This is a genomic window from Azospirillum isscasi, from assembly GCF_030849505.1.
In the GTDB taxonomy this organism is placed as follows: Bacteria; Pseudomonadota; Alphaproteobacteria; order Azospirillales; family Azospirillaceae; genus Azospirillum; species Azospirillum isscasi.
The window spans coordinates 1-20,240 of record NZ_JAUJFI010000071.1; the positions used below are offsets into that span (position 1 = coordinate 1).

Genomic DNA, 20,240 nt, shown 5'->3' on the forward strand with positions numbered 1-20,240 from the left:
GAGGCCGCCCGCAACCCCGCCCGCCAGCCCGGCGGCCTGCTGCGCCGGGAGCCCAGCCCCGCCGCGGAGGGCAAGAAAGCCGCCGCCCCGACGCTGGACGACGAGCCCGCGGCGGCGGAGGCCGGCGCCCTGCGCGCCACGCCGCGCTCGCGCCTGTCCGACTCGATCAGTGTCGAGCCGCGGGCGGAGGCCAAGACCCGCGCCGTTCCCGTGGTGACCGCCCCCGCCGGGGGCAAGGCCAAAGCCGCCGACCAGGGGCGTCCGCCCAAGCAGACCACCCTGCATCTGGAGGAGGCGGACGGGTACGAACTGCCGCCGCTCGACCTGCTCCAGGTCGTTCCGACCAGCGCGCGCGGCGAGAAGGTGGACGAGGCGGCGCTGCGCGAGAACGCGGTCCGGCTGGAAGGCGTGCTGTCCGACTTCGGCGTGCGCGGCGAGGTGCAGAAGGTCCATCCCGGCCCGGTGGTCACCCTCTACGAGCTGGAGCCGGCCCCCGGCACCAAGTCGTCCCGCGTCATCGGTCTGGCCGACGACATCGCCCGCTCGATGAGCGCGGTGTCGGTCCGCGTCGCCGTGGTGCCGGGCCGCAACGTCATCGGCATCGAGCTGCCCAACGCCAAGCGCGAGACGGTTCTGCTGCGCGAGCTGCTGGCCGGCGACGTCTTCGACAAGACGGCGGGCAAGCTGCTGCTGGCTCTGGGCAAGGACATCGGCGGCCAGTCCGTGGTGGCCGACCTCGCGCGATTCCCGCATCTTCTGGTGGCCGGCACGACCGGTTCGGGCAAGTCTGTGGCGATCAACACGATGATCCTGTCGCTGCTCTACCGCCTGCCGCCCGACCGCTGCCGCTTCATCATGATCGACCCCAAGATGCTGGAGCTGTCGGTCTACGAGGGCATCCCGCATCTGCTGACGCCGGTCGTCACCGACCCGAAGAAGGCGGTGGTCGCCCTGAAATGGACGGTGCGGGAGATGGAGGACCGCTACCGCAACATGTCCAAGCTGGGCGTGCGCAACATCGAGGGTTACAACGCCCGCCTGCGCGAGGCCCGCGCCGACGGCGAACTGCTGACCCGCCGCGTCCAGACCGGCTTCGACCCCGACACCGGCAAACCGATCTTCGAGGAGCAGCCGCTCGACCTGAAGGAGCTGCCCTACATCGTCGTGATCGTGGACGAGATGGCCGACCTGATGCTGGTGGCGGGCAAGGACATCGAGGCGGCGATCCAGCGGCTTGCCCAGATGGCGCGGGCCGCCGGCATCCACCTGATCATGGCGACCCAGCGCCCCTCGGTGGACGTGATCACCGGCACCATCAAGGCCAACTTCCCGACCCGCATCAGCTTCCAGGTCACCTCCAAGATCGACAGCCGCACCATCCTGGGCGAGCAGGGGGCGGAGCAGCTTCTCGGCCAGGGCGACATGCTCTACATGGCCGGCGGCGGGCGCATCACCCGCGTCCACGGCCCCTTCGTCGCCGACGGCGAGGTGGAGCAGGTGGTGAAGTTCCTGAAGACGCAGGGCGAGCCCAGCTACGTCGACGCCATCACCGAGGAGGAGGACGAGGACGGAGCGTCCTTCGACGACGGCGGAGCCGGCGGCGGGTCGGGCGACGACCTCTACGACAAGGCGGTGGCGGTGGTCTGCCGCGAGCGCAAGGCGTCGACCAGCTTCATCCAGCGCCAGCTCCGCATCGGCTACAACTCCGCAGCCCGGCTGATCGAGCGGATGGAGACCGAAGGCGTCGTCAGCAAGCCCAACCACGCCGGCAAGCGCGACGTTCTGGCCCGCAACATCGAGGAGTAACGGCCCCGGCCCCCTCCCTGGTCCTTCCCCTCTTCGAGGTGGAGGGAACTGCCGCTGCGTCGCTCAAGCCCCCTCTCCCTCGAAAAGGGGGAGGGTTGGGGAGGGGGAAGGCGCTTTTTAATCCTTGGAACCCTCGCCGCCCCGCCCCATTTCCGCCCGGAACGTCCGGTAAAAGCAGGCATCATGAAGACCGTGTTCCGCCGCCTCCTGGCCGCCGCCGCCCTTTCCGTCTCCGTCGCCATGGCCGGCGCCTTCCCGGCCCAGGCCGCGCCGCGCGCCGCCGCGCTGTCCGCACAGGATCAGGCGCTGGTGGCCCAGGCGGAACACTATCTGAACGGCATCGGCACGCTGCAATCGAAGTTCGTGCAGGTCGCCCCGAACGGCCACCAGACCGCCGGCACCTTCTACCTGTCGCGCCCGGGCCGGATGCGGCTGGAATACGACCCGCCGGTGAAGGACTTCGTCGTCGCCGACGGCGCGTTCATCTTCTATTGGGACGGGGAGATGCGGCAGCAGTCCAGCGCCCCCATCGGCAGCACGCTGGCCGACTTCATCCTGCGCAAGAACATCCGGCTGTCCGGCGACGTGACGGTGACCGGCGTCTTTCAGGCGCCCGGTCTGGTGGAGATCAGCCTGACCGAGACCAAGGACCCCGGCAAGGGCACCCTGACGCTGGTCTTCGAGGACCGCCCCTTCCAGCTCCGCAAATGGCGGGTGCTGGACGCCCAGGGGCTGACCACCGAGGTGGCCCTGCTGAACCCGCGCGAGGGCGTGCAGTTCGAGTCCAAGCTGTTCTACTTCGTCGAACCCAGCAAACACGATTACGGCCGCAACAACTGATCCGCACGGATTTCGCGCGAATCCCGCAGCCGCGACAACCCGCCGCCGCAACGAAGCCGCCCGTTCCCTGTTGCCGATGCATGCCGTGCGCAGTCACCCGCGTCCGGCATGTCACGGACAAGGGAGACGGGATCATGGCAACGGAGCCGATGTTTGAGGCCCGGCGGGTTCAGGGCATGAACGACCTGCTGGCGCGCAATTGGTGGGCGCTGGCGCTGCGCGGGGCCGCGGCGGTGATGCTCGGCCTTCTGGCCTTCCTCCTGCCGGGGGCGACGGTCGCCACGCTGGCGGTCCTGCTCGCCGTTTATCTGCTGATGGACGGGCTGTTCGCCATCGTCGGCGGCATCCGCGCCGCCCAGGCGCAGGACCGCAGCCTGCCCTTCATCCTGGACGGCGTGGTCAGTCTGGTGGCGGGTGCGGTGGCCCTGCTGTGGCCGGAGGCGAGCCTGTTCGCACTGGTCTTCGTGATCGCCGCCTGGTCGGTCATCACCGGCTTCGCCAAGATCATGACCGCATGGCGGATGCACCGCAGCCACGGCAAATGGGCCTGGGGCGTGGCCGGGGCCCTGTCGGTGCTGTTCGGCATGGGCATGTGGGTCCTGCCGTCGCTGGGCCTGCTGGCCCTGGCGCTGGGCGTGGGCAGCTTCCTGATCGCCTATGGGGTATTGGCCATCATCACCGCCTTCCGCCTGCGCCGCTGCCACAACGACCGGAACCACCATTCCGGCCATGGCAACGCCGTGGCGGCGGAATGACGGCCGGCGGCGCGGCGGGTCACCGTCCGGGGGCGATGCGGCGGTAGATGAGCGCCTCCGCGACGTGCGGGCGGCGCACGCCGCCCCCGCCGTCCAGGTCGGCCAGCGTCCGGGCGACGCGCATGACGCGGTGATAGCCGCGCGCCGACAGCTTCAACCGCTCCGCCGCCTCGGTCAGCAGGGCGCGGCCCGGCTGGTCGGGGGCGGCGGCCTTTTCCAGCAACTCGCCGTCGGCTTCGGCGTTGGTGCGCACCGTCCGGCCTTCGGGAAAGGGACCGAAGGCGGCGTAGCGCTCCGCCTGGACGGCGCGGGCCACCGCCACGCGGGCGGCCACGTCGGCGCTGCCCTCCGCGGGCGGCGGCAGGCTGAGATCGGTGGGGCTGACGGCGGGCACGTCGATGTGCAGGTCAATCCGGTCGAACAACGGGCCGCTGATTTTCGACTGGTAGTCCGCGGCGCATTTCGGCGCGCGGGCGCAGGCCAGCGACGGGTCGTCCAGATGGCCGCAGCGGCAGGGATTCATCGCCGCGATCAACTGCACCCGCGCCGGGTAGGTGACGTGGTGGTTGGCCCGGCTGACCACCGCCCTGCCGGTTTCCAGCGGCTGGCGCAACGCCTCCAGCGTGGCGCGCGGGAATTCGGGAAGCTCGTCCAGGAACAGCACGCCCTTGTGGGCCAAGGAGATCTCGCCGGGCTTGGCGCGCGACCCGCCGCCAACCAGCGCGGGCAGGCTGGCCGACTGGTGCGGAAAGCGGAAAGGCCGTTGGCGCAGCAGCTTTCCGTCGTCCAGCAGCCCGGCGACGCTGTGGATCATCGACACCTCCAGCGCCTCCGCCGGGTCGAGCGGCGGCAGGAGCCCCGGCAGCCTTGCGGCCAGCATCGACTTGCCGGAGCCGGGCGGCCCGATCATCAACAGATTGTGCGATCCGGCGGCGGCGACCTCCAGGGCGCGCTTGGCTGTCTCGTTCCCCTTCACGTCGCGCAGGTCGAGCGGCGCTTCGGCGCTTTCCTGGATGCGCGGGCGGGGGCGGGTCAGCACCTGCTGGCCGCGGAAATGGTTGATGAGGGCCAGGAGGGTTGCGGGCGCCAGAACGTCCAGCCCCTCGCCCGCCCAGGCGGCCTCCCCGCCGCAGGCGTCCGGGCAGATCAGCCCGCGGTCGTTGGCCAGCGCGTTGATCGCCGCGGGCAGCACCCCGGCCACCGGCGACAGCGCCCCGTCCAGCGCCAGTTCGCCCAGCGCGCAATAGCGGCTCATCTCCAGATCGGGCAGCACGCCCATGACGGTCAGCAGGGCCAGCGCGATGGGCAGGTCGAAATGGCTGCCCTCCTTCAGCACGTCCGCCGGGGCGAGGTTGACGGTGATCCGCTTGGCCGGCAGGGCGAGGCCGAGCGCGTGCAGCGCCGCCCGCACCCGCTCCCGGCTTTCCGCCACCGCCTTGTCGGGCAGGCCGACCACGGTGAAGGCGACGATGCCGCCGGACATCTGAACCTGGACGTCGATGTCCAGAACCTCGATGCCCTGAAACGCCACCGTGTTGATCCGCGCAACCATGCCGAACGTCACCCATGTCAAAATGCACGCGATTGTATGAAAGGCGATGGCAATATGCCAGCGTGACGGGCGGCGCAGGGCCGTTTCGCGGCCAAGCGTCCTTGGGCGGCGGGCCGCTCCGCCCTACACTCCTTGTCAGAGCGGAACACCAAACAAGGGTCAGAGACCGTGCAGCTTCTTCTCAGCACCTGGGCCGAGGCCGAGTCTTATCTGAAGACGTCCAAGGGCATCGTCATGCCCATCGGCTCCACCGAGCAGCATGGGCCGAACGGCCTGATCGGCACCGACGCCATCTGCGCGGAGGTCGTCGCCCGCGGCGTCGGCGACGCCACCGGGGCCATGGTCGGGCCGACCATCCCGGTGGGCATGGCCGTGCACCACATGGATTTCGCCGGCTCCATGACGCTGAAGCCCTCCACCCTGATCGCCCTGCTGCGCGATTATGTGATGTCGCTGTCGGAGCACGGGTTCGAGCGCTTCTTCTTCATCAACGGCCATGGCGGCAACATTCCGTCGCTGCGCGCCGCCTTCTACGAGATCTACGCGGAGAACCGCGCCCAGCGCGGCAAGGGAGCGCCGGACCTGCGCTGCACCCTGGTCAACTGGTGGGAGAATCCGGAGGTCGGGCGCCTGTCGCGGGAGCTGTTCGGGGCCAGGGAAGGCTCCCACGCCACGCCCAGCGAGGTGTCGCTGACCCAGTTCGCCTATCCCGAGTCGATCAAGACCGCGGCGATGGACCCGGAAACCGCCGCACCCGGCGGCTTCTACGACGCCCGCGACTTCCGGCGGCGCCACCCGGACGGGCGCATCGGCTCCGCCCCCGGCCTCGCCGCGCCGGAGCATGGAAAGCGCCTGTTCGAACTGGCGGTGCAGGCGATTTCCCGCCAGTACGGCTCCTTCATGGCGGAGGAGTGAGCGGAAAAGCCAGCTTGCGGCCTTGAACTCGGGCGGGGCTTCACCGCATCATCCCGCGCCGAGACAACGATTGTGGGAACAGCCGTCATGCCGAACCGCCAGAGGCGCGCCGCGCTCTCCATCACCATGGGGGCGGCCCTCGGGCTGGCCTGCGCGCTGGCCGCCGGTCCGGCGCTGGCCCAGGCGGCCCCCCGCACCGACCTGGTGGTCGGGATGCGGCTGGAGCCGCCGCACCTCGACCCCACGGCGGGGGCCGCCGCGGCCATCGACGAGGTGACCTACGCCAACCTGTTCGAGCCGCTGACCCGCATCGACGCTGAAGGCAAGGTGGTGCCGGGCCTCGCCGAAAAGTGGGAGGTGTCGGCGGACGGGCTGACCTACACCTTCCATCTGCGCAAGGGCGCCACGTTCCACGACGGCAGCGCCGCCGATTCGGCGGACGTCAAGTTCTCGCTGGACCGTGCGCGGGGCGCCGATTCGGTCAACGCCCAGAAGGGCTACTTCGCCGCCGTCGCCGGGGTGGAGGCGCCGGACGCGCAGACCGTCGTGGTCACCCTGTCGCGGCCCGACGGGCTGTTCCTGTTCCATATGGCGTCCGGCGATGCGGCCATCGTGGCCCCCGAATCGGCGGGCACCAACAAGCAGACCCCGGTCGGCACCGGCCCGTTCAAGTTCGAGCGCTGGGTGGCCGGCGACCGGGTGGTGCTGGTGCGCAACCCCGACTATGACGGGCCGAAGCCGGCGCTGGAGCGCGTCACCTTCCGCTTCATCAGCGACCCGGCGGCCCAGGTCGCCGCGCTGAAGGCCGGCGACATCGACAGCTTTCCGCAGTTCGACACCTACGAGGCGCTGCCCCAGTTCCGCGACGACGGGGCCTTCACCGTCATGGTCGGCACGACGGAGGGGGAGACGATCCTCGGCACCAACAACGCCCGCAAGCCCTTCGACGACGTGCGGGTGCGCCGGGCCATGGCCCACGCCATCGACCGCAAGACGCTGATCGACGGGGTGCTGTTCGGCAACGGGGCGGCCATCGGCAGCCACTTCCCGCCGCACCGCGCCGGCTATGTCGACCTGACCGGCCTCTACCCCTACGACCCGGACAAGGCGAAGGCGCTGCTCGCCCAGGCCGGCTATCCGGACGGGTTCGAGACGACGCTGCGCCTGCCGCCGCCGATCTACGCCCGCCGCTCCGGCGAACTGATCGCCGCCATGCTGGCGGAGGTCGGCGTCCGCGTGAAGGTCGAGCCGGTGGAATGGGCGCCCTGGCTGGAGAAGGTGTTCAAGGGCAAGGATTACGACCTGACCCTGATCGCCCATACGGAGCCGCTGGACATCGACATCTACGGGCGCCCCGACTACTACTTCAACCACCGCAGCGAGCGCTTCAACGCCGTGGGGGCGGAACTGGACCGCACCCAGGATGCTGCCAAGCGCAACGCCCTCTACGGCGAGCAGCAGCGCATCCTGGCCGAGGACGCGGTGAACGGCTTCCTCTTCATGCTGCCGTCGGCCACCGTGCAGAAGTCCGGGGTGCAGGGCATGTGGGTGAACCGCCCGATCCAGGCCAACGACGTGACGGGCGTCCGGTGGAAGTGATCCGGCGCGACCGGACCGGGCCGTCCGGGGGCTGACCCGCGTGCTGGCCTTCCTGGCGCGCCGCCTGCTGACCCTGGCGCTGACGGCGTGGCTGGCCACGCTGGCGGTCTTCGCCGTGCTGGAGGCGATCCCGGGCGACCCCGCCCTGGTGATGCTGGGCACCGGCGCGCAGCCGGAGGCGGTGGCGGCGTTGCGCCATCAGATGGGGCTGGACCGGCCCTGGCCCCTCCGCTACGCCGGCTGGGTGGGCGGCATGCTGCACGGGGATTTCGGGACCAGCCTGACCTACGCGCGCCCGGTCGCCGGGCTGGTCGCCGACCGGCTGGCCATCACCCTGCCGCTGGCGGCGCTGGCGCTGGTCCTGTCGGCGGGGATCGCCGTTCCGCTGGGCCTGTTCGCCGCCGGGCGGCAGGGGCGGGCGGGGGACTGGGCGGTCATGGCCTTCGGGCAGATGGGCATCGCGGTGCCCGGCTTCTGGTTCGCCATCCTGCTGATCCTGCTGTTCTCCGTGCGGCTGGGCTGGTTCTCCGCCGGCGGCTTTCCGGGATGGGAGGCCGGGGCGGGGCCGGCGCTGAAGGCGCTGCTGCTGCCCGCGGTGGCGCTGGCCCTGCCGGAGGCGGCGATCCTGGCGCGCATCACTCGCACGGCGGCGCTCGACACGCTGCGCGAGGAGTATGTGCGGACGGCGGTCGCCAAGGGCCTGCCGCGCCGGGTGGTCCTGCGCTGCCATGTGCTGCCGAACGCGCTGATCCCTGTCGCCACCATCCTGGGCCTGCAATTCTCCTTTCTGGTTGCCGGGGCGGTGGTGGTGGAGAACGTCTTCACCCTGCCGGGGCTGGGCCGGCTGCTCTATCAGGCCATCGGCCAGCACGACCTGATCGTGGTGCAGAGCGTCGTCGTGCTGCTGGCGGTCACGGTGGTGGCCGTCAACGCGCTGGTGGACATCGCCTGTGCGGCCATCGACCCGCGCCCGCGGGTGACGGCATGACGCGGCTGAAACGCCTGCCGGTCAGCCTGCTTCTGGGCGGGCTTCTCACCGCGCTGGTGGTGGGGGCGGCGCTGCTGTCGCTGGTCTGGACGCCCTTTCCGGCGGAGCAGGTGCGGGTGGTCGCCCGGCTGCGCCCGCCGGGGCCGGTTCATTGGCTGGGCACCGACCATTTCGGGCGCGACGCGCTCTCGATGATCCTGGTCGGCGCCCGCAACTCGCTGGCGGTCGGGGCGGCGGCGGTGGCGCTGGGGGCGCTGCTGGGCGTGCCCTTGGGGCTGGCCGCCTCCGCCTGGGGGCGCTGGGGGGACGAGGCGGTGGCCCGGCTGGGCGACCTGCTGTTCGCCTTTCCGGCGGTGCTGACGGCGATCCTGCTGACCGCCGCGCTGGGGGCGGGGGCGGTGAACGTCGTGCTGGCGCTGGGCCTGTTCAACGCCGCGGTCTTCGCGCGGGTGGCGCGCGGGGCGGCGCTGGCCGTCTGGCGGCGGGACTTCGTGCGGGCCGCGCTGGCGCTGGGGCGCGGGCCGCTGTCGGTGACGCTGGTGCATGTGCTGCCCAACATCGCCGGGGTGGTGATCGTCCAGGGGACGGTGTTGTTCGCCGTGGCGGTGCTGAACGAGGCGGCGCTGAGCTATCTCGGCCTGGGCATCCAGCCGCCCTCGCCCTCCTGGGGCAAGATGCTGGGCGACGCGCAGACCTTCCTGTTCACCGCCCCCCTCCAGGCGATCTTCCCGGGGGCGGCCATCGCGGTGACGGTGCTGGGGCTGAACCTGCTGGGCGACGGGCTGCGCGACGTGCTGGACCCGCGGCATCGCTCGGCGGGGCTGCTGTAGACTTGACCGCGGTTGACTTGACACAAGGCGCCCAACCTTGTGTCAAGTGTCAACCTCCGTGGCTCAGTCGCCGCGGTGCCGCTTGGCGATCGGCTGGGAGAATTGCAGCTCGATGTCCCAGGGGAAGTGGATCCAGGTGTCCTGGCTCACCTCGGTGATGAAGGTGTCGACCAGCGGGCGGCCCGCCGGCTTGGCGTAGACGGTGGCGAAATGCGCCTTGGGCAGCATCCGGCGCACGATCACCGCGGTTTTGCCGGTATCCACCAGATCGTCGATGATCAGCCAGCCCTCGCCTTCCCCGGCGTTGGCGCCCTCGACCCCCTTCAGGACCATCGCCTCGCGCTGGTTCTGGTGGTCGTAGCTGGAGACGCAGACGGTGTCGATCAGGCGCAGCTCCAGCTCGCGCGCGATGATGGCCGCCGGGACGAGACCGCCGCGGGTGATGGCGATGATGCCCTTCCAGGGACCCTTGTCGATCAGGCGCCAGGCCAACGCCTTGGCGTTGCGGTGAAGCTCCTCCCACGACACGGGGAAGTGCTTGTTGAACGGGACGGCTTCTGGCACGGCTAGGAACTCCGAAAGAAACGTGCGCCGCTTATACCCCAAGCCCCACCGCCGGGCAATCGACCGCGTGGCGGGGCGAAAAAAGGTCTTGCAGCCCGGAATCCTTTTGAGTAAGTTGCGCGCCTCGACGACGGACGGTCTACGCCGCCGCCGGGAAATCAAAGCGGAATGCGCCCGTAGCTCAGCTGGATAGAGCACCAGACTACGAATCTGGGGGTCAGGAGTTCGAATCTCTTCGGGCGCGCCATTCCTTCCGCACTGCACAAGAAAGCCGCCCTTGGGCGGCTTTTGTGCTTTCTGATGCACGCATCAGTGGCTTTTCTTCTTCTTTGCTGTCCGCTTCGCCTTGGGCGGCTTGGCCATGGCGTTGAACAGGGCGGTCTGGTTGCGCCGGGCGGCGGCGCTGAACAGGCCGGTCCAGAAACCGATCGCCTGATTGGCCGACCGGTTGGCCATGGACATCCAGACACTGCGCGGTGTTCCCTTCATGCTCTCCCTCCGTTGATGAACGTGGTGCGTTCAGGCGCCGGCCACGATCGCGCGGCGGCGGCGGACCCGTGTCCAGGACATGGTCAGGCCCACCCGCTCGGCACAGCCGTAGTGCCAGGGGCGGTTCTCGGCATCGCCGGCCCAATGGGGTTCCCCGGCCCGCAAAGGCATCCCGCAATGGCAACAGGTCGGTGGAGCGGGAAGGTGGGCGGCGTCCCGTTTCGTCAGCTGGGTCATAGGGCATCTCATCCAGAGCGTCTTATTCCAGAGGCGTCTCAGGCACGGCGTTTCGGGAAGGCACGGCGTCCAAGAGCGTGTGTTTTTCGGGCGTGTCATCTCGCAGTGCGAAGAATGACCGTCCGGCCTTTCCGAAGAAACGTCGCAAAAGTGAAATGCCCATGGGGTGCCCTCGACCAGGGGGGTATGCCCATGGTCAGGATGGATGCCGCGAGATCCTTGGCATTCAACGCTTTTTGCCCCTATCCCGGGCGACCGCGGCGGGACGGGGCGGCCCTTCTTGATCACACCCCGATTCACAGCCGGTTAACCATCCGCGCCTAGCGTCCGCCGCCTTCGCTGCGGCCCTTTTGCTGCGCCGCAGCATCTCGGAGGACAAAGGCGTAATCGATGGTTTTCCTGTTGCACCACCTGCCGCCCCTGCCGCTCGTCGCGGCGACCGGGCTTGCCGGTCTGGCGCTGGGCGTCCTGTCCACGCTGCTTCAGGACCGGCGGACGATCCTGGCCACGCAGGCCGGGGCCAGCGCCCTGTTCGTCGTCCATTTCTTCGCCCTGGGCGCCCACACCGGGATGCTGATGTGCGCGCTCGGCCTCGTCCAGATGGCGGCGGCCTATCCGGAACGGCGCCCGCGCTGGCTGGGCGCCGTCTTCGCCGCGACCGTCCCGGCGGCGCTGGCCGTCGCGGCGGCGACGTGGCAGGGGCCGATGTCCGCCCTGTCGGCGGCGGGCTTCGTCCTGGGCACCGTCGGGCGCTGGCAGAGCGCGGTCGGGCGGATGCGTCTGTTCTTCCTATCCTCCACGCTGGTCGGGGCGGGCCACAACGCGCTGGCCGGTTCGGCCTTCGGGCTGGCGTCGGACGCTCTGACCCTGTCCGGCCACCTGCTCGGCCTGTGGCGCGACGGTCCGCCCCGCTGCGGCAGAGGTCAGCGCTTGGCTTCCGCGGTCCCCGCGGTTTCACGGCGCTCCAGGTAGGTCTTGGTGAGCTGCGGCAGGCGCTGCTCCAGCCACGCCGCCATTTCCAGTTCCTCGTCCAGGCTCGGCTGGAGCATCCGGGCGATTTCCGGCTCCCCGGCCTGCTCCGCCGCGGCGATCAGGGCGCGATAGTTGGCGATCTCGAAATGCTCGAAGGAATAGTCGAAGATCGACGCCTTCACGATCTCGTCGGACGCCATGACGCCGGACAGCGACTGCGCGTTGCCGATCAGCATGGCGACCCCGGTCTTGATCGCCGAGGTGTCGGTGCCCAGCCGTTGCAGGCACTGCTTCAAGCGGTCGGCCTGCCGGTTCGACACCTGGATGTGCTCCTGCACCTTGGCGAGGACGTCCGGGTAGTTTTTGATGCGCTCCGCCTGCCGCTCCAGCATCTCGACCGCCTGGCTTTCCATGGCGTGGGCGTCGCGCAGCCAGTCGATCAGGGTTTCCTTGATGGTGTTGGCCACAGATCCTCTCCCTCGTTGCGTTATCGGAACAGTCCTTCGGGGATGGACCGACAACAGGGCGGGGGGCGGATCGTCACCATCGGAAAGCGCTGAAGCACCTCTCGGATGCATCAAGGAACCTTCACCGGGGCGGGAGGTTGTCCAGACCGGATGGGCAGCCTGCCAGGGGAGGGACCGGCCATGACGGCAAAAGAACCGGCCATGATGGGAAAGGACCAGATCGTGGACACCCTCAACGATCTGATCCGCATCGTCGAGGACAGCCACGAAGCCTACCGTCAGGCCGCGGAAGCCTTGGAGGAGGAGGATCTGAAGGCGCTGTTCAACGATCTGGCCGCCCAGCGCGGCGCCATCGTGCGCGAGGTGCAGCGTCTGGTCGCCGAACAGGGCGGGGCGCCGGACATGGGCGGCACCGTGATGGGCGGCGCGCACCGCTTCTTCCTGGAGTTGAAGAACAACGTGCTGGGCCACGACCGGGAGGCGATCCTGGCCGAGGTGCAGCGCGGGGAGTCGGAATGCGTCCGCGCCTATGAGGAGGCGCTGGCGAAGGACCTCCCCCTGCCGATCACCGCGGTGGCGGTGCAGCATCTGGACCGCATCCGGGCCGACCGCGACCGCATGACGATGCTGCGCGGCGGTGCCGCGGCCTGAGAACGGCGCTGCGGGGAGCGGGTCAGCCCCAGGCGGCCCGCCGCCCGTCCAGTTGGGCCAGGAGGCCCCGCTTCTCGTCGGCGTCCATGTGCTTCCAGCCGCGGATCTCCTCCAGCGTGCGCAGGCAGCCGACGCAATAGGAGCGGTCCGCCGTCAGCCGGCACACGCCGACGCAGGGGGACGGGACGATGGTGGCGGGGGCGGCGGCGGGGGTGGTTTGCGGAAGTCCGTCGGTCATGCCAAAGGCCAAAAGGAAACGGGACGGCGCAGGGCCGTCCCGTCCTTAGCATCCGGCGGCGATCCGCCTCAATCCCAATCGCTTTAGTCGGAGATGTTGGGCGGATCGGGATCGTCCGACCAATCGTCCTTCGGGGCCGGGTAGCGCTCCAGCCACTTGCGGACCAGCTCGACGTGGCCGGCCTCCTCGTCCGCGAACTCGCGGGCGAGGCGGGCGACCTCCGGGTCCTTCGTCTCGGCGGCGACCGAGGCGTAGTAGTTGTTGCCCTGATGCTCGCTCAGCAGCGCCATCTTCAGCGCGTGGTGCGGCTTCATCAGGTAATGGGCGTTCTCGAAGGCCGCGGCCTCCGGCGACTCCTTGGTGGCGTCCCACTGGAACTCCCAGGGGGCGACCTTCGGCAGCGAGCCGTGCTCGCGGGCGAGCTGCTTCACCTCTTCGGCGTGCTTGGCCGAATAGGTGGCCAGATCGTGGAACAGCTTGGCGACCTCCACATTGTTGTGGGATTCCATGCTGTCGGCCAACTCGTTGTAGCGGTCGACCGCCTCGTTCTCCAACTCCAGCGCGTGGGCCAGGAACATGCCGACGTTGGAGGCCCCGTTCAGAACTTTCGTCTTCATACCGCGAACCCCTCTTCGATCTGGGCGATGCTGCGGGTGGCCGTCGATTCCGGCTGGAACGGGCGGCGGTTGCCGGCGAGGAAGATGCCGAGGCCGAACCCGTCGTCCTCAAGGACGGCGCGCATCGCCTCGTTCGGGTCGTCCGTCGGCTCGCGGCCGTAGGGATGGACCGTGCTCTTCCAGCCGCGCTGCTCGGGGCGGAAGGTGACGCAGGGGGAGAGGATGTGGATGACCGAGAAGCCGGGGTGCTTCACGCCTTCCACGATCAGGCGGGCGACCTGGTTCGGGTCGTTGGAGAAGCCGCGGGCGACGAAGTTCGCGCCGCAGGCCAGCGCCAGGGCGACCGGCTGGATCGGATTGACGCCGGGGCCTTCCGGGGTCAGCTTCGATTCGCACCAGTCGGCCTCGGTGGTCGGCGAGGCCTGGCCCTTGGTCATGCCGTACACCTGGTTGTCCATGACGATGTAGGTCATGTCCACGTTGCGGCGGCAGGCGTGCAGGAAATGGTTGCCGCCGATCGAGAAGCCGTCGCCGTCGCCGCCGAAGATCAGCACGTTCAGCTCGGGCCGGGCCAGCTTCACGCCGGACGCCACGGCCAGCGAGCGGCCATGGACGGTGTGGTAGCCGTAAACGCTGGTGTAGGCGGGGATGCGCGACGAGCAGCCGATGCCCGACACCACGACGGTGTCCTCGCGCTTCAGCCCCATGTTCGCCATGGCGCGGGTGATGCCGGCCAGCACGGAATAGTCGCCGCAGCCGGGGCACCAGATGGGCTTCACGTCGGACTTGTAGTCGCCGGGCACCGGGGCCACGGCATCGTCGGACAGATGGGTATCCATGGATTTCGTGCTCCGGCCGGTCAGATCAGGGAAAGAAGCGTCTCGTGAACCTCACGCGCGCGGATCGGCAGCGGGCCGGGGCGGCTGAACACCGACACCGCGCCCGGCAGGTCGTAATGCCCGCGGAGGAACTTGTGGAACTGGGCGCCGTGCGTCTGCTCGACGACCAGAACCTTCGTGACGCCGTCCAGCGCCGCGGCCAGCTTTGCCGGCTGGACCGGGGAGATCAGGCGGATGGCGACCAGCCGGACTTTCGTGCCGGCGGCCTCCAGGCGGCGCACCGCCTCGCGCGACGGGCCGGTGGCGGAGCCCCAGGTGACGACGGCGATCTCGCCCTCGCCCTCGATGTCGGCCCAGGCGTCGCCGTAGTCGTAGGACGTCAGCTTGCGCAGGCGCTTGTCGAGCTGCTTCTGGTGATCGGACGCCTGCGAGGAGGGCAGGGCGTTCTCCGCATGCTCCAGCCCGTCGGCGGTGTGCTCGCCGCCCGGCATGCCGGGGATGGCCACCGGGGAGATGCCCGATTCGGTGTTGGCGTAGCGCAGATACTTGCCCTCGCCGCCGAGGTCGGTGGCCAGCAGGCGCTTCGCCGTGTAGGGGGCGTCCTCCGGCTTGTCGATGACGGCGCGGGACTGGCCCATCGCCTGATCGGACAGCACGATGGCGACCGTCTGCAGGGCCTCGGCCAGATGCACCGCCCACTGGGTGGTGAACAGGCAGTCGCCGATGGAGGTCGGGCCGACCACCAGATGCGGGGCGTCGCCGTGCAGGCCGTAGACGGCGATGTTCAGGTCGGACTGTTCGGACTTGGTCGGGATGCCGGTGGACGGGCCGCCGCGCTGCACGTCGACGATCACCACCGGGGTTTCGGAGGCCACGCCCAGGCCGATGCATTCGGTCATCAGCGACAGGCCGGGGCCGGCGGTCGCGGTGATCGACGGCACGCCGCTGAAGGAGGCGCCCAGGCACATGGCGATGGAGGCCAGCTCATCCTCCGCCTGGACCAGCTTGCCGCCGGTCTTGGCGAGGTTGGGGGCCAGCCATTCCAGGATCTCGGTCGCGGGCGTGATCGGGTAGGCGGCGCAGAACTTCACCCCGCCCTTCAGCGCGCCCAGGCCGGCGGCCTCGTTGCCGGAGATGTTCCAGCGGGTGGCGCCGTTCTTGTTTGGGGCGGCCAGTTCCAGGCCCAGGTTCCAGCCGGCGGCTTCCTTGGCGCCGGCGTCGATGCCGGCGTTCGACGCCTGGACGGCGGCGTCGCCCTTCTTGCCCAGCGCCTTCTGGATCACCGCGTCGATGCCGGCGCGCGGCAGCCCGATGGTCGCCGCGACGGCGCCGAGGCCGACCATGTTGACGCGCCCGCCGGGGATGCGCCCGGCCAGTTCCTTGATCGGCAGTTCCATCTGGCGGGCGCCGCTGGCGGCGAGGACCGCGGGCACCTCGCCCTGGCTGGGGTCGGTGATGATGACGCTCTTGTCCGACAGGGGCAGCTCGGCCGCGAAACGCTCCACATTCTGCCAGTCGAAGGCGATGATGATGTCGAAACGGTCCCCCGGACCGTGAACGGGTGTCGGCGACAGGCGAACGAGGGCGGCGGCTTCACCGCCACGGATCTGCGGGCCGGTGGACCGCGACATCAAACCGTACCATCCCACGTTGGCGGCGGCATCCAGCAGCATCTGTCCGGCGGTCATCGCGCCGGCGCCACCGCTGCCCACCAGGGCAATCGTGACCGAGTCCACTGTCATATGGTTAATCCCTTGCGTCCGAATGTGAGTCGCCCGACGCGCGTACGGCTACTTCAGATGTGCGGAACAGGGGAATGATCTGGCGCAAATCGGATTGTTGAGGACACAATTTTCCGCAGTCGCACCGTAAGTTGGTCTTACCAATTCTTGGCCGGACATCTTGGCGGGACACATGGCATACATTTGCGCCGATTGTTTCCGGGCCGGAATGGCCGGGGAGTTCAGGCGCTATTCGACGTAGCGCTCCTCCTTCCAGGGATCGGCGTCGTTGTGATAGCCGCGGACCTCCCAATAGCCGCGGCGGTCCTCCGCCAGCAGCTCGATCCGCTTCACCCACTTGGCGCTCTTCCAGAAATAGAGCCTCGGCACGACGACTCGGACGGGGCCGCCATGGTCGCGGCTGATCGGCTGGCCTTCCCAGCGCGTGGCGAGCAGCGCGTCCTCCGCCGCGAAGATCTCCAGCGGCAGGTTGGTGCTGTAGCCGTCCGAGGAGTGGCAGAGGACGAAGCGGGCCTCGGGCCGGGGCCGCAGGACCGACAGCAGGTGCCGCGTGGACACCCCGTCCCAGTGGTTGCCGTAGCGCGACCATGTGGTGACGCAATGGATGTCGGAGACGAAGCGCTCCTGCGGCTGGGCCTGGAGGTCCGCCCAGGTCCAGGCGATGGGGTTTTCGACCAGCCCGTCCGCCGTCAGGGTCCAGTTCGCCTCGGTCACCCGCGGCACGATGCCGAGGTCGAGCACCGGCCAGCTCTCCACCAGACGCTGGCCGGGCGGCAGCCGGTCGCGCGCCAGGTCGGCGGTCTCCCCGGTCAGGCCGCGGCCTTCCCGCGCCCATTGCTCCTTGGCGGCGATCAGCGTGCCGCGGATCTGGCCGTCCTGCGGGATGTCGTCCGCCATGGGAGTCCTCCGTCTCGTCAAGAGATGTCTCTGGAAGCGATTCGGGGGATTATGCACGGGTGGACGCCGGTGTCAGCGCCGATGCCGTGGGTCCTGCGGTCCGATAGGGTGATCCGCCGCCGTTCCCTGCCCTTTTCCGCCGTGGGGACGGAAAGAGACGGCACGGACGGCCGCCCTGCCCCTGTTCACGCACTGCCTTGCTCTGATAGCATGTCGGCCATGCAGTATCAGACACGTTGCCGCCCATGACCACCGTCCTGCCCATCGCCCCGCACTCCGATGCGGCGTCCCCTGGGCTGGACAGGGCCGGGCTGGACGGGGCCGGAGGGGAGGTGGCCGGACTGGATTGGCTGGACGCGCTCGCCACGCCCCTGTGGCTGCTCCGGCCCGGAGGCCAGACCGTCTGGATGAACGACGCCGCCCGTGCGCTGATCGGGCTGGAGCGCGACACGTCCCCCGCCGCCGTGCGGATCGCCCTGCCCGAAGCCCCTCCCGACGCGCTGGAACAGGCCGCCATGGGGCGGAAGGTGGAGACCCGGGCGGTCCTCCACGCCCCCCTCACCCTGCCGCTGGAGGTGGACCTCCGGCTGGCCCCGGCGCCGCGCCCGACCGGCCTGATCCTGGCGGAAGCGCCCGCCGACAGCGGTGCCCGGCAGGAGATGATGCGGCTGAACGAGCAGCTCATCGCCCTGTCCTACGCCTATCCCGACATCCGCTTCGAGTTGCTGCGGGACGGCACCATCCTGGATTTCGCCGCCGCCAGCCCCGGCGACCTGAACGTCCCTGCCGAGCGCTTCCTGGCGCACCGCGTGCAGGAGGTGCTGCCCGAACCCGCCGCCGGGCTTCTGGCCGCCGCGCTGGGCCGGCTGAACGAGGGGCAGACGGTCATCGGGCTGGATTTCTCCCTGCCGCCGCATCCGGGACAGGTGGGAGGCGGTCAGCCCGGCACCGCCAAATCCTTCGAGGCGCGGCTGGTCGCCCTGCCCGACAGCGACCGCGTGCTGTGCAGCATCCGCAACGTCACCGAACGGGTGCAGGCGGAAAGCGCCGCCCGGCGCGCCCACCATCTGCTGTCCGACGCCATCGAATGCATCACCGAGGGCTTCGTGCTGTACGACGCCCAGGACCGGCTGGTGCTGTGCAACGCCCGCTACCGCGAGCTGTTTTCCGCCAACACCGACCTCATCACGCCGGGCACCGATTTCGAGACGGTGCTGCGCGGCGGGGCGGAGCGGGGCGTCTACCGCGTGCCGGACCTGGAGGGATGGATCGAGCGGCGCATCGAGCAGCACCGCAACGCCGGCCCGCCCATGGAGGTGCAGCTTCAGAACGGGCGCTGGATCCGCATCGAGGAGTGGCGCACGCACGAGGGCGGAACCGTCGGCATCCGCGCCGACATCACCGACCTGAAGGCCCGCGAGGCCGAGCTGAGCATCGCCCGCGACGCGGCCGAACAGGCCAACCAGCGCAAATCCGACTATGTCCACCATCTGAGCCATGAGCTGCGCACGCCGCTGAACGCCGTGCTCGGCTTCGCCCAGATCATCCATGAAGAGATGATGGGGCCGAACAACCCGCGCTACCGCGATTACGCCGGGCAGATCGCGGCGGCGGGCGTCTACATGCTGGATCTCATCAACAACCTGCTGGACCTCGCGCGGATCGAGGCGGGCCGGATGGACCTGCACGAGGAAGCCTGCAACCTCTCCCTGCTGGTCGATCTGACCTTCGGCATGATGCAGCCCCGGGCGCAGGACGCCGCGGTCACGCTGTGCATGGAGATTCCGGACGACCTGCCCAGCCTGCGCGGCGACGCATCGCTGATCCGGCAGATGCTGACCAACCTGATCGGCAACGCCATCAAGTTCGCCCGCCCCAACGACGGGCATGTGCGGGTGCGCGCGGAGACGACGCGGGAGGGCGGCATCGCCCTGACCGTCGCCGACAACGGCATCGGCATGCGGCCCGAACAGATCCCGGTGGCGCTGGACGCCTTCGGGCAGGTGCATGGGCGCGACCGCGCGGCGGAGCGCGGTTCCGGCCTGGGCCTGCCGCTGACCCGCGCGCTGATCGGGCTGCACGGCGGCACCTTCCACATCGACAGCAGCGTCGGGGCCGGCACGACCGTGCGCCTGACCTTCCCGCCCTGCCGCGTCGGCGGCGCCATGTGAGGGAAGCCAGTCCCTGAAACGCGCGCCCCTCTGAAACGCGCCCCCTGAAACGCGCCCCTCTGAAACGCGCAACGGCCGCGCGCGCGTGACGCGCGGCGGCCGTGGACTCACAAGACGATAACCCGCAGGAAAGACGGGCCCCTGTCGAGGCGCGGTCCTTACGGCCCTCAGGCGGCCTTGCGGACGGCGGCGGCCTCGGAGAAGACCTTCACGACCTGCTCGACGAAGGCGGCCAGCTCGTCGTGGCCCAGCGCGGTGATGGTCACGTTGTCCACCACCAAGGCTTCGTCGCTGGTCTTGCCGCCGGCAGCTTCCAGCTCGGCGCGGACGGCCTCGGGAGCGGCCAGCGTGCGGCCCTTCAGCTTGCCCGGGATGGCGAGAAGCTGGATGCCCTGGTCGATCGCGGCGATCGGCTTGCCGGCGTCCAGGAAGTGGCCGACGATGCGGCGGGTGTGGGCGCTCTGCTGGAGCTTGGTGACGCTGCGCTCGCCACCCGGCAGCAGCAGCATGTCGTAGTCGGCACCCAGAACCTCGCCAACCTGCTTGTCCACCGGGAAGTAATGGCCCCAGGACTTGCCGTGCCAGCCGTTGACCAGACCCTGTTCAGGGGAAATCGTACGAAGAGTAGCGCCGGTCTTGAGGAGAGCCCGCTGCGGCTCCGTCATCTCCAGTTCCTCAAAGCCGTTGGCGACGAGAATGGCAATGCTCTTTCCTGCGAGGGGTTGATCCATACTGTCTTTGTCCTTTCATCGTTCAACCAGAATGCGCGGGCCGCCGTTGGGGAAAAGAAACGGCGCACGCCGCGCAAGGTCTTGCGCGGCGATGGGACCCGCAGCCGGCCCTCGTCGAATGAGGTCCGGCGGGGGGGCGGTCACGCCCCTGATCGGTTTGTGGTGAGCATGGAACACAAGTGGCGGCAACGAGGTCCCAAGTCAATGGCTTATTCCGCACTGCAACGCCGCTTCCCCACCCGCGGGCAAGGCAGCCGGCAGGGCGATTCCGCGGTTGCGCTCAAGACTTAATCACGATTTCCCGATTATGGCGCGTGATAAGGCGCAGGTCAGCCATACC

Annotated in this window: 21 protein-coding genes and 1 tRNA gene; 11 read left to right on the forward strand and 11 right to left on the reverse strand. The window is 69.5% G+C overall.

Annotated elements, in window-relative coordinates; translation table 11 throughout:
* From QSG27_RS15310 to QSG27_RS15320, 3 genes are all read left to right on the forward strand, one after another.
* A partial coding sequence (locus QSG27_RS15310; protein WP_306707541.1) for a DNA translocase FtsK occupies window positions 1-1,806 on the forward strand: 1,806 nt, incomplete at its 5' end.
* 183 nt (window positions 1,807-1,989) lie between these two features.
* The gene (locus tag QSG27_RS15315) at window positions 1,990-2,646 is read left to right on the forward strand and encodes a LolA family protein (RefSeq protein ID WP_306707543.1); all 657 of its coding nucleotides are present in this window, start codon (window positions 1,990-1,992) and stop codon (window positions 2,644-2,646) included.
* A 134-nt stretch (window positions 2,647-2,780) separates the two neighbouring features.
* Window positions 2,781-3,401, forward strand: a complete 621-nt coding sequence (locus tag QSG27_RS15320; protein WP_306707545.1) for an HdeD family acid-resistance protein — start codon at window positions 2,781-2,783, stop codon at window positions 3,399-3,401.
* Between the two features lie 19 nt (window positions 3,402-3,420).
* On the opposite strand, the gene QSG27_RS15325 is transcribed toward QSG27_RS15320, so the two are convergent.
* Window positions 3,421-4,953: a YifB family Mg chelatase-like AAA ATPase gene (locus QSG27_RS15325; protein WP_306707547.1), complete on the reverse strand. Its 1,533-nt coding sequence runs from the start codon at window positions 4,951-4,953 to the stop codon at window positions 3,421-3,423.
* A 168-nt stretch (window positions 4,954-5,121) separates the two neighbouring features.
* Between QSG27_RS15325 and QSG27_RS15330 the strand changes: the two genes are divergently transcribed.
* The 4 genes from QSG27_RS15330 (at window position 5,122) to QSG27_RS15345 (ending at window position 9,285) form a co-directional block, all read left to right on the forward strand.
* Complete coding sequence (locus tag QSG27_RS15330; protein ID WP_306707549.1) at window positions 5,122-5,868, forward strand: creatininase family protein; 747 nt, start codon at window positions 5,122-5,124, stop codon at window positions 5,866-5,868.
* Window positions 5,869-5,955: 87 nt separating this feature from the next.
* On the forward strand, window positions 5,956-7,467 hold the full coding sequence (locus tag QSG27_RS15335; RefSeq protein WP_306707551.1) for an ABC transporter substrate-binding protein: 1,512 nt from the start codon (window positions 5,956-5,958) through the stop codon (window positions 7,465-7,467).
* Between the two features lie 40 nt (window positions 7,468-7,507).
* Window positions 7,508-8,455: an ABC transporter permease gene (locus tag QSG27_RS15340; protein WP_306707553.1), complete on the forward strand. Its 948-nt coding sequence runs from the start codon at window positions 7,508-7,510 to the stop codon at window positions 8,453-8,455.
* Window positions 8,452-9,285 carry an ABC transporter permease gene (locus tag QSG27_RS15345; RefSeq protein WP_306707555.1) on the forward strand — a complete coding sequence of 278 codons (834 nt, stop codon included), beginning with the start codon at window positions 8,452-8,454 and terminating at the stop codon, window positions 9,283-9,285. Before QSG27_RS15340 ends, QSG27_RS15345 begins: the two co-directional genes overlap by 4 nt.
* A gap of 63 nt (window positions 9,286-9,348) precedes the next feature.
* Here the strand turns inward: QSG27_RS15345 and gpt are convergent, their stop codons facing one another.
* Window positions 9,349-9,849: a xanthine phosphoribosyltransferase gene (gene gpt / locus QSG27_RS15350; protein ID WP_306707557.1), complete on the reverse strand. Its 501-nt coding sequence runs from the start codon at window positions 9,847-9,849 to the stop codon at window positions 9,349-9,351.
* A gap of 170 nt (window positions 9,850-10,019) precedes the next feature.
* On the opposite strand from gpt, the gene QSG27_RS15355 reads away from it, so the two are divergent.
* A tRNA-Arg gene (locus QSG27_RS15355) sits at window positions 10,020-10,096 on the forward strand.
* A 62-nt stretch (window positions 10,097-10,158) separates the two neighbouring features.
* Here the strand turns inward: QSG27_RS15355 and QSG27_RS15360 are convergent.
* Together QSG27_RS15360 and QSG27_RS15365 are read right to left on the reverse strand one after the other, a co-directional pair.
* On the reverse strand, window positions 10,159-10,338 hold the full coding sequence (locus QSG27_RS15360) for a hypothetical protein (RefSeq protein WP_306707559.1): 180 nt from the start codon (window positions 10,336-10,338) through the stop codon (window positions 10,159-10,161).
* 30 nt (window positions 10,339-10,368) lie between these two features.
* Window positions 10,369-10,575 carry a hypothetical protein gene (locus QSG27_RS15365; RefSeq protein ID WP_306707561.1) on the reverse strand — a complete coding sequence of 69 codons (207 nt, stop codon included), beginning with the start codon at window positions 10,573-10,575 and terminating at the stop codon, window positions 10,369-10,371.
* A 390-nt stretch (window positions 10,576-10,965) separates the two neighbouring features.
* Here QSG27_RS15365 and QSG27_RS15370 point away from each other — a divergent pair, with 390 nt between their 5' ends.
* Window positions 10,966-11,547 (forward strand): YgjV family protein, encoded by a 582-nt coding sequence (locus QSG27_RS15370; protein WP_306707563.1) that lies wholly within the window; start codon window positions 10,966-10,968, stop codon window positions 11,545-11,547.
* On the opposite strand, the gene QSG27_RS15375 is transcribed toward QSG27_RS15370, so the two are convergent.
* Window positions 11,499-12,014, reverse strand: coding sequence for a ferritin-like domain-containing protein (locus tag QSG27_RS15375; RefSeq protein ID WP_306707565.1), 516 nt, complete (start codon window positions 12,012-12,014; stop codon window positions 11,499-11,501). The two genes, QSG27_RS15370 and QSG27_RS15375, sit on opposite strands and share 49 nt — an antisense overlap.
* A gap of 180 nt (window positions 12,015-12,194) precedes the next feature.
* Between QSG27_RS15375 and QSG27_RS15380 the strand changes: the two genes are divergently transcribed.
* Window positions 12,195-12,665, forward strand: coding sequence for a PA2169 family four-helix-bundle protein (locus QSG27_RS15380; RefSeq protein WP_306707567.1), 471 nt, complete (start codon window positions 12,195-12,197; stop codon window positions 12,663-12,665).
* Window positions 12,666-12,687: 22 nt separating this feature from the next.
* Here QSG27_RS15380 and QSG27_RS15385 read toward each other — a convergent pair whose 3' ends face one another.
* The 5 genes from QSG27_RS15385 to QSG27_RS15405 all read right to left on the reverse strand — a co-directional run bounded on the left by QSG27_RS15385 (window position 12,688) and on the right by QSG27_RS15405 (window position 16,998).
* Window positions 12,688-12,903, reverse strand: a complete 216-nt coding sequence (locus QSG27_RS15385) for a DUF1289 domain-containing protein (RefSeq protein WP_306707568.1) — start codon at window positions 12,901-12,903, stop codon at window positions 12,688-12,690.
* Between the two features lie 83 nt (window positions 12,904-12,986).
* Window positions 12,987-13,520, reverse strand: coding sequence for a ferritin-like domain-containing protein (locus tag QSG27_RS15390; RefSeq protein ID WP_306707569.1), 534 nt, complete (start codon window positions 13,518-13,520; stop codon window positions 12,987-12,989).
* On the reverse strand, window positions 13,517-14,359 hold the full coding sequence (locus tag QSG27_RS15395) for a 2-oxoacid:ferredoxin oxidoreductase subunit beta (protein ID WP_306707570.1): 843 nt from the start codon (window positions 14,357-14,359) through the stop codon (window positions 13,517-13,519). The genes QSG27_RS15390 and QSG27_RS15395 overlap by 4 nt, the downstream gene beginning before the upstream one ends.
* 20 nt (window positions 14,360-14,379) lie before the next feature.
* Window positions 14,380-16,101, reverse strand: coding sequence for a 2-oxoacid:acceptor oxidoreductase subunit alpha (locus QSG27_RS15400; RefSeq protein ID WP_306707572.1), 1,722 nt, complete (start codon window positions 16,099-16,101; stop codon window positions 14,380-14,382).
* Between the two features lie 228 nt (window positions 16,102-16,329).
* Window positions 16,330-16,998: a sulfite oxidase-like oxidoreductase gene (locus tag QSG27_RS15405; RefSeq protein WP_306707573.1), complete on the reverse strand. Its 669-nt coding sequence runs from the start codon at window positions 16,996-16,998 to the stop codon at window positions 16,330-16,332.
* 245 nt (window positions 16,999-17,243) lie between these two features.
* Here QSG27_RS15405 and QSG27_RS15410 point away from each other — a divergent pair, with 245 nt between their 5' ends.
* Window positions 17,244-19,169: a PAS domain-containing sensor histidine kinase gene (locus QSG27_RS15410; RefSeq protein WP_306707575.1), complete on the forward strand. Its 1,926-nt coding sequence runs from the start codon at window positions 17,244-17,246 to the stop codon at window positions 19,167-19,169.
* 167 nt (window positions 19,170-19,336) lie between these two features.
* Here the strand turns inward: QSG27_RS15410 and QSG27_RS15415 are convergent, their stop codons facing one another.
* Entirely contained in the window at window positions 19,337-19,900 is a 564-nt protein-coding gene (locus QSG27_RS15415) for a DJ-1/PfpI family protein (protein WP_306707577.1), read from the reverse strand.
* Window positions 19,901-20,240: the final 340 nt, after the last annotated feature.

Excerpts from the sequence above, each read along its gene's own strand:
- QSG27_RS15320 (WP_306707545.1), top strand. The coding sequence starts at position 2,781 with ATGGCAACGGAGCCGATGTTTGAGGCCCGGCGGGTTCAGGGCATGAAC.
- QSG27_RS15370 (WP_306707563.1), top strand. The coding sequence starts at position 10,966 with ATGGTTTTCCTGTTGCACCACCTGCCGCCCCTGCCGCTCGTCGCGGCG.
- QSG27_RS15325 (WP_306707547.1), bottom strand. The coding sequence starts at position 4,953 with ATGGTTGCGCGGATCAACACGGTGGCGTTTCAGGGCATCGAGGTTCTG.
- QSG27_RS15395 (WP_306707570.1), bottom strand. The coding sequence starts at position 14,359 with ATGGATACCCATCTGTCCGACGATGCCGTGGCCCCGGTGCCCGGCGAC.
- QSG27_RS15360 (WP_306707559.1), bottom strand. The coding sequence starts at position 10,338 with ATGAAGGGAACACCGCGCAGTGTCTGGATGTCCATGGCCAACCGGTCG.
- QSG27_RS15380 (WP_306707567.1), top strand. The coding sequence starts at position 12,195 with ATGACGGCAAAAGAACCGGCCATGATGGGAAAGGACCAGATCGTGGAC.
- QSG27_RS15405 (WP_306707573.1), bottom strand. The coding sequence starts at position 16,998 with ATGGCGGACGACATCCCGCAGGACGGCCAGATCCGCGGCACGCTGATC.
- QSG27_RS15390 (WP_306707569.1), bottom strand. The coding sequence starts at position 13,520 with ATGAAGACGAAAGTTCTGAACGGGGCCTCCAACGTCGGCATGTTCCTG.
- QSG27_RS15415 (WP_306707577.1), bottom strand. The coding sequence starts at position 19,900 with ATGGATCAACCCCTCGCAGGAAAGAGCATTGCCATTCTCGTCGCCAAC.
- QSG27_RS15315 (WP_306707543.1), top strand. The coding sequence starts at position 1,990 with ATGAAGACCGTGTTCCGCCGCCTCCTGGCCGCCGCCGCCCTTTCCGTC.
- QSG27_RS15345 (WP_306707555.1), top strand. The coding sequence starts at position 8,452 with ATGACGCGGCTGAAACGCCTGCCGGTCAGCCTGCTTCTGGGCGGGCTT.
- QSG27_RS15400 (WP_306707572.1), bottom strand. The coding sequence starts at position 16,101 with ATGACAGTGGACTCGGTCACGATTGCCCTGGTGGGCAGCGGTGGCGCC.
- QSG27_RS15385 (WP_306707568.1), bottom strand. The coding sequence starts at position 12,903 with ATGACCGACGGACTTCCGCAAACCACCCCCGCCGCCGCCCCCGCCACC.
- QSG27_RS15335 (WP_306707551.1), top strand. The coding sequence starts at position 5,956 with ATGCCGAACCGCCAGAGGCGCGCCGCGCTCTCCATCACCATGGGGGCG.
- QSG27_RS15365 (WP_306707561.1), bottom strand. The coding sequence starts at position 10,575 with ATGACCCAGCTGACGAAACGGGACGCCGCCCACCTTCCCGCTCCACCG.
- QSG27_RS15410 (WP_306707575.1), top strand. The coding sequence starts at position 17,244 with ATGACCACCGTCCTGCCCATCGCCCCGCACTCCGATGCGGCGTCCCCT.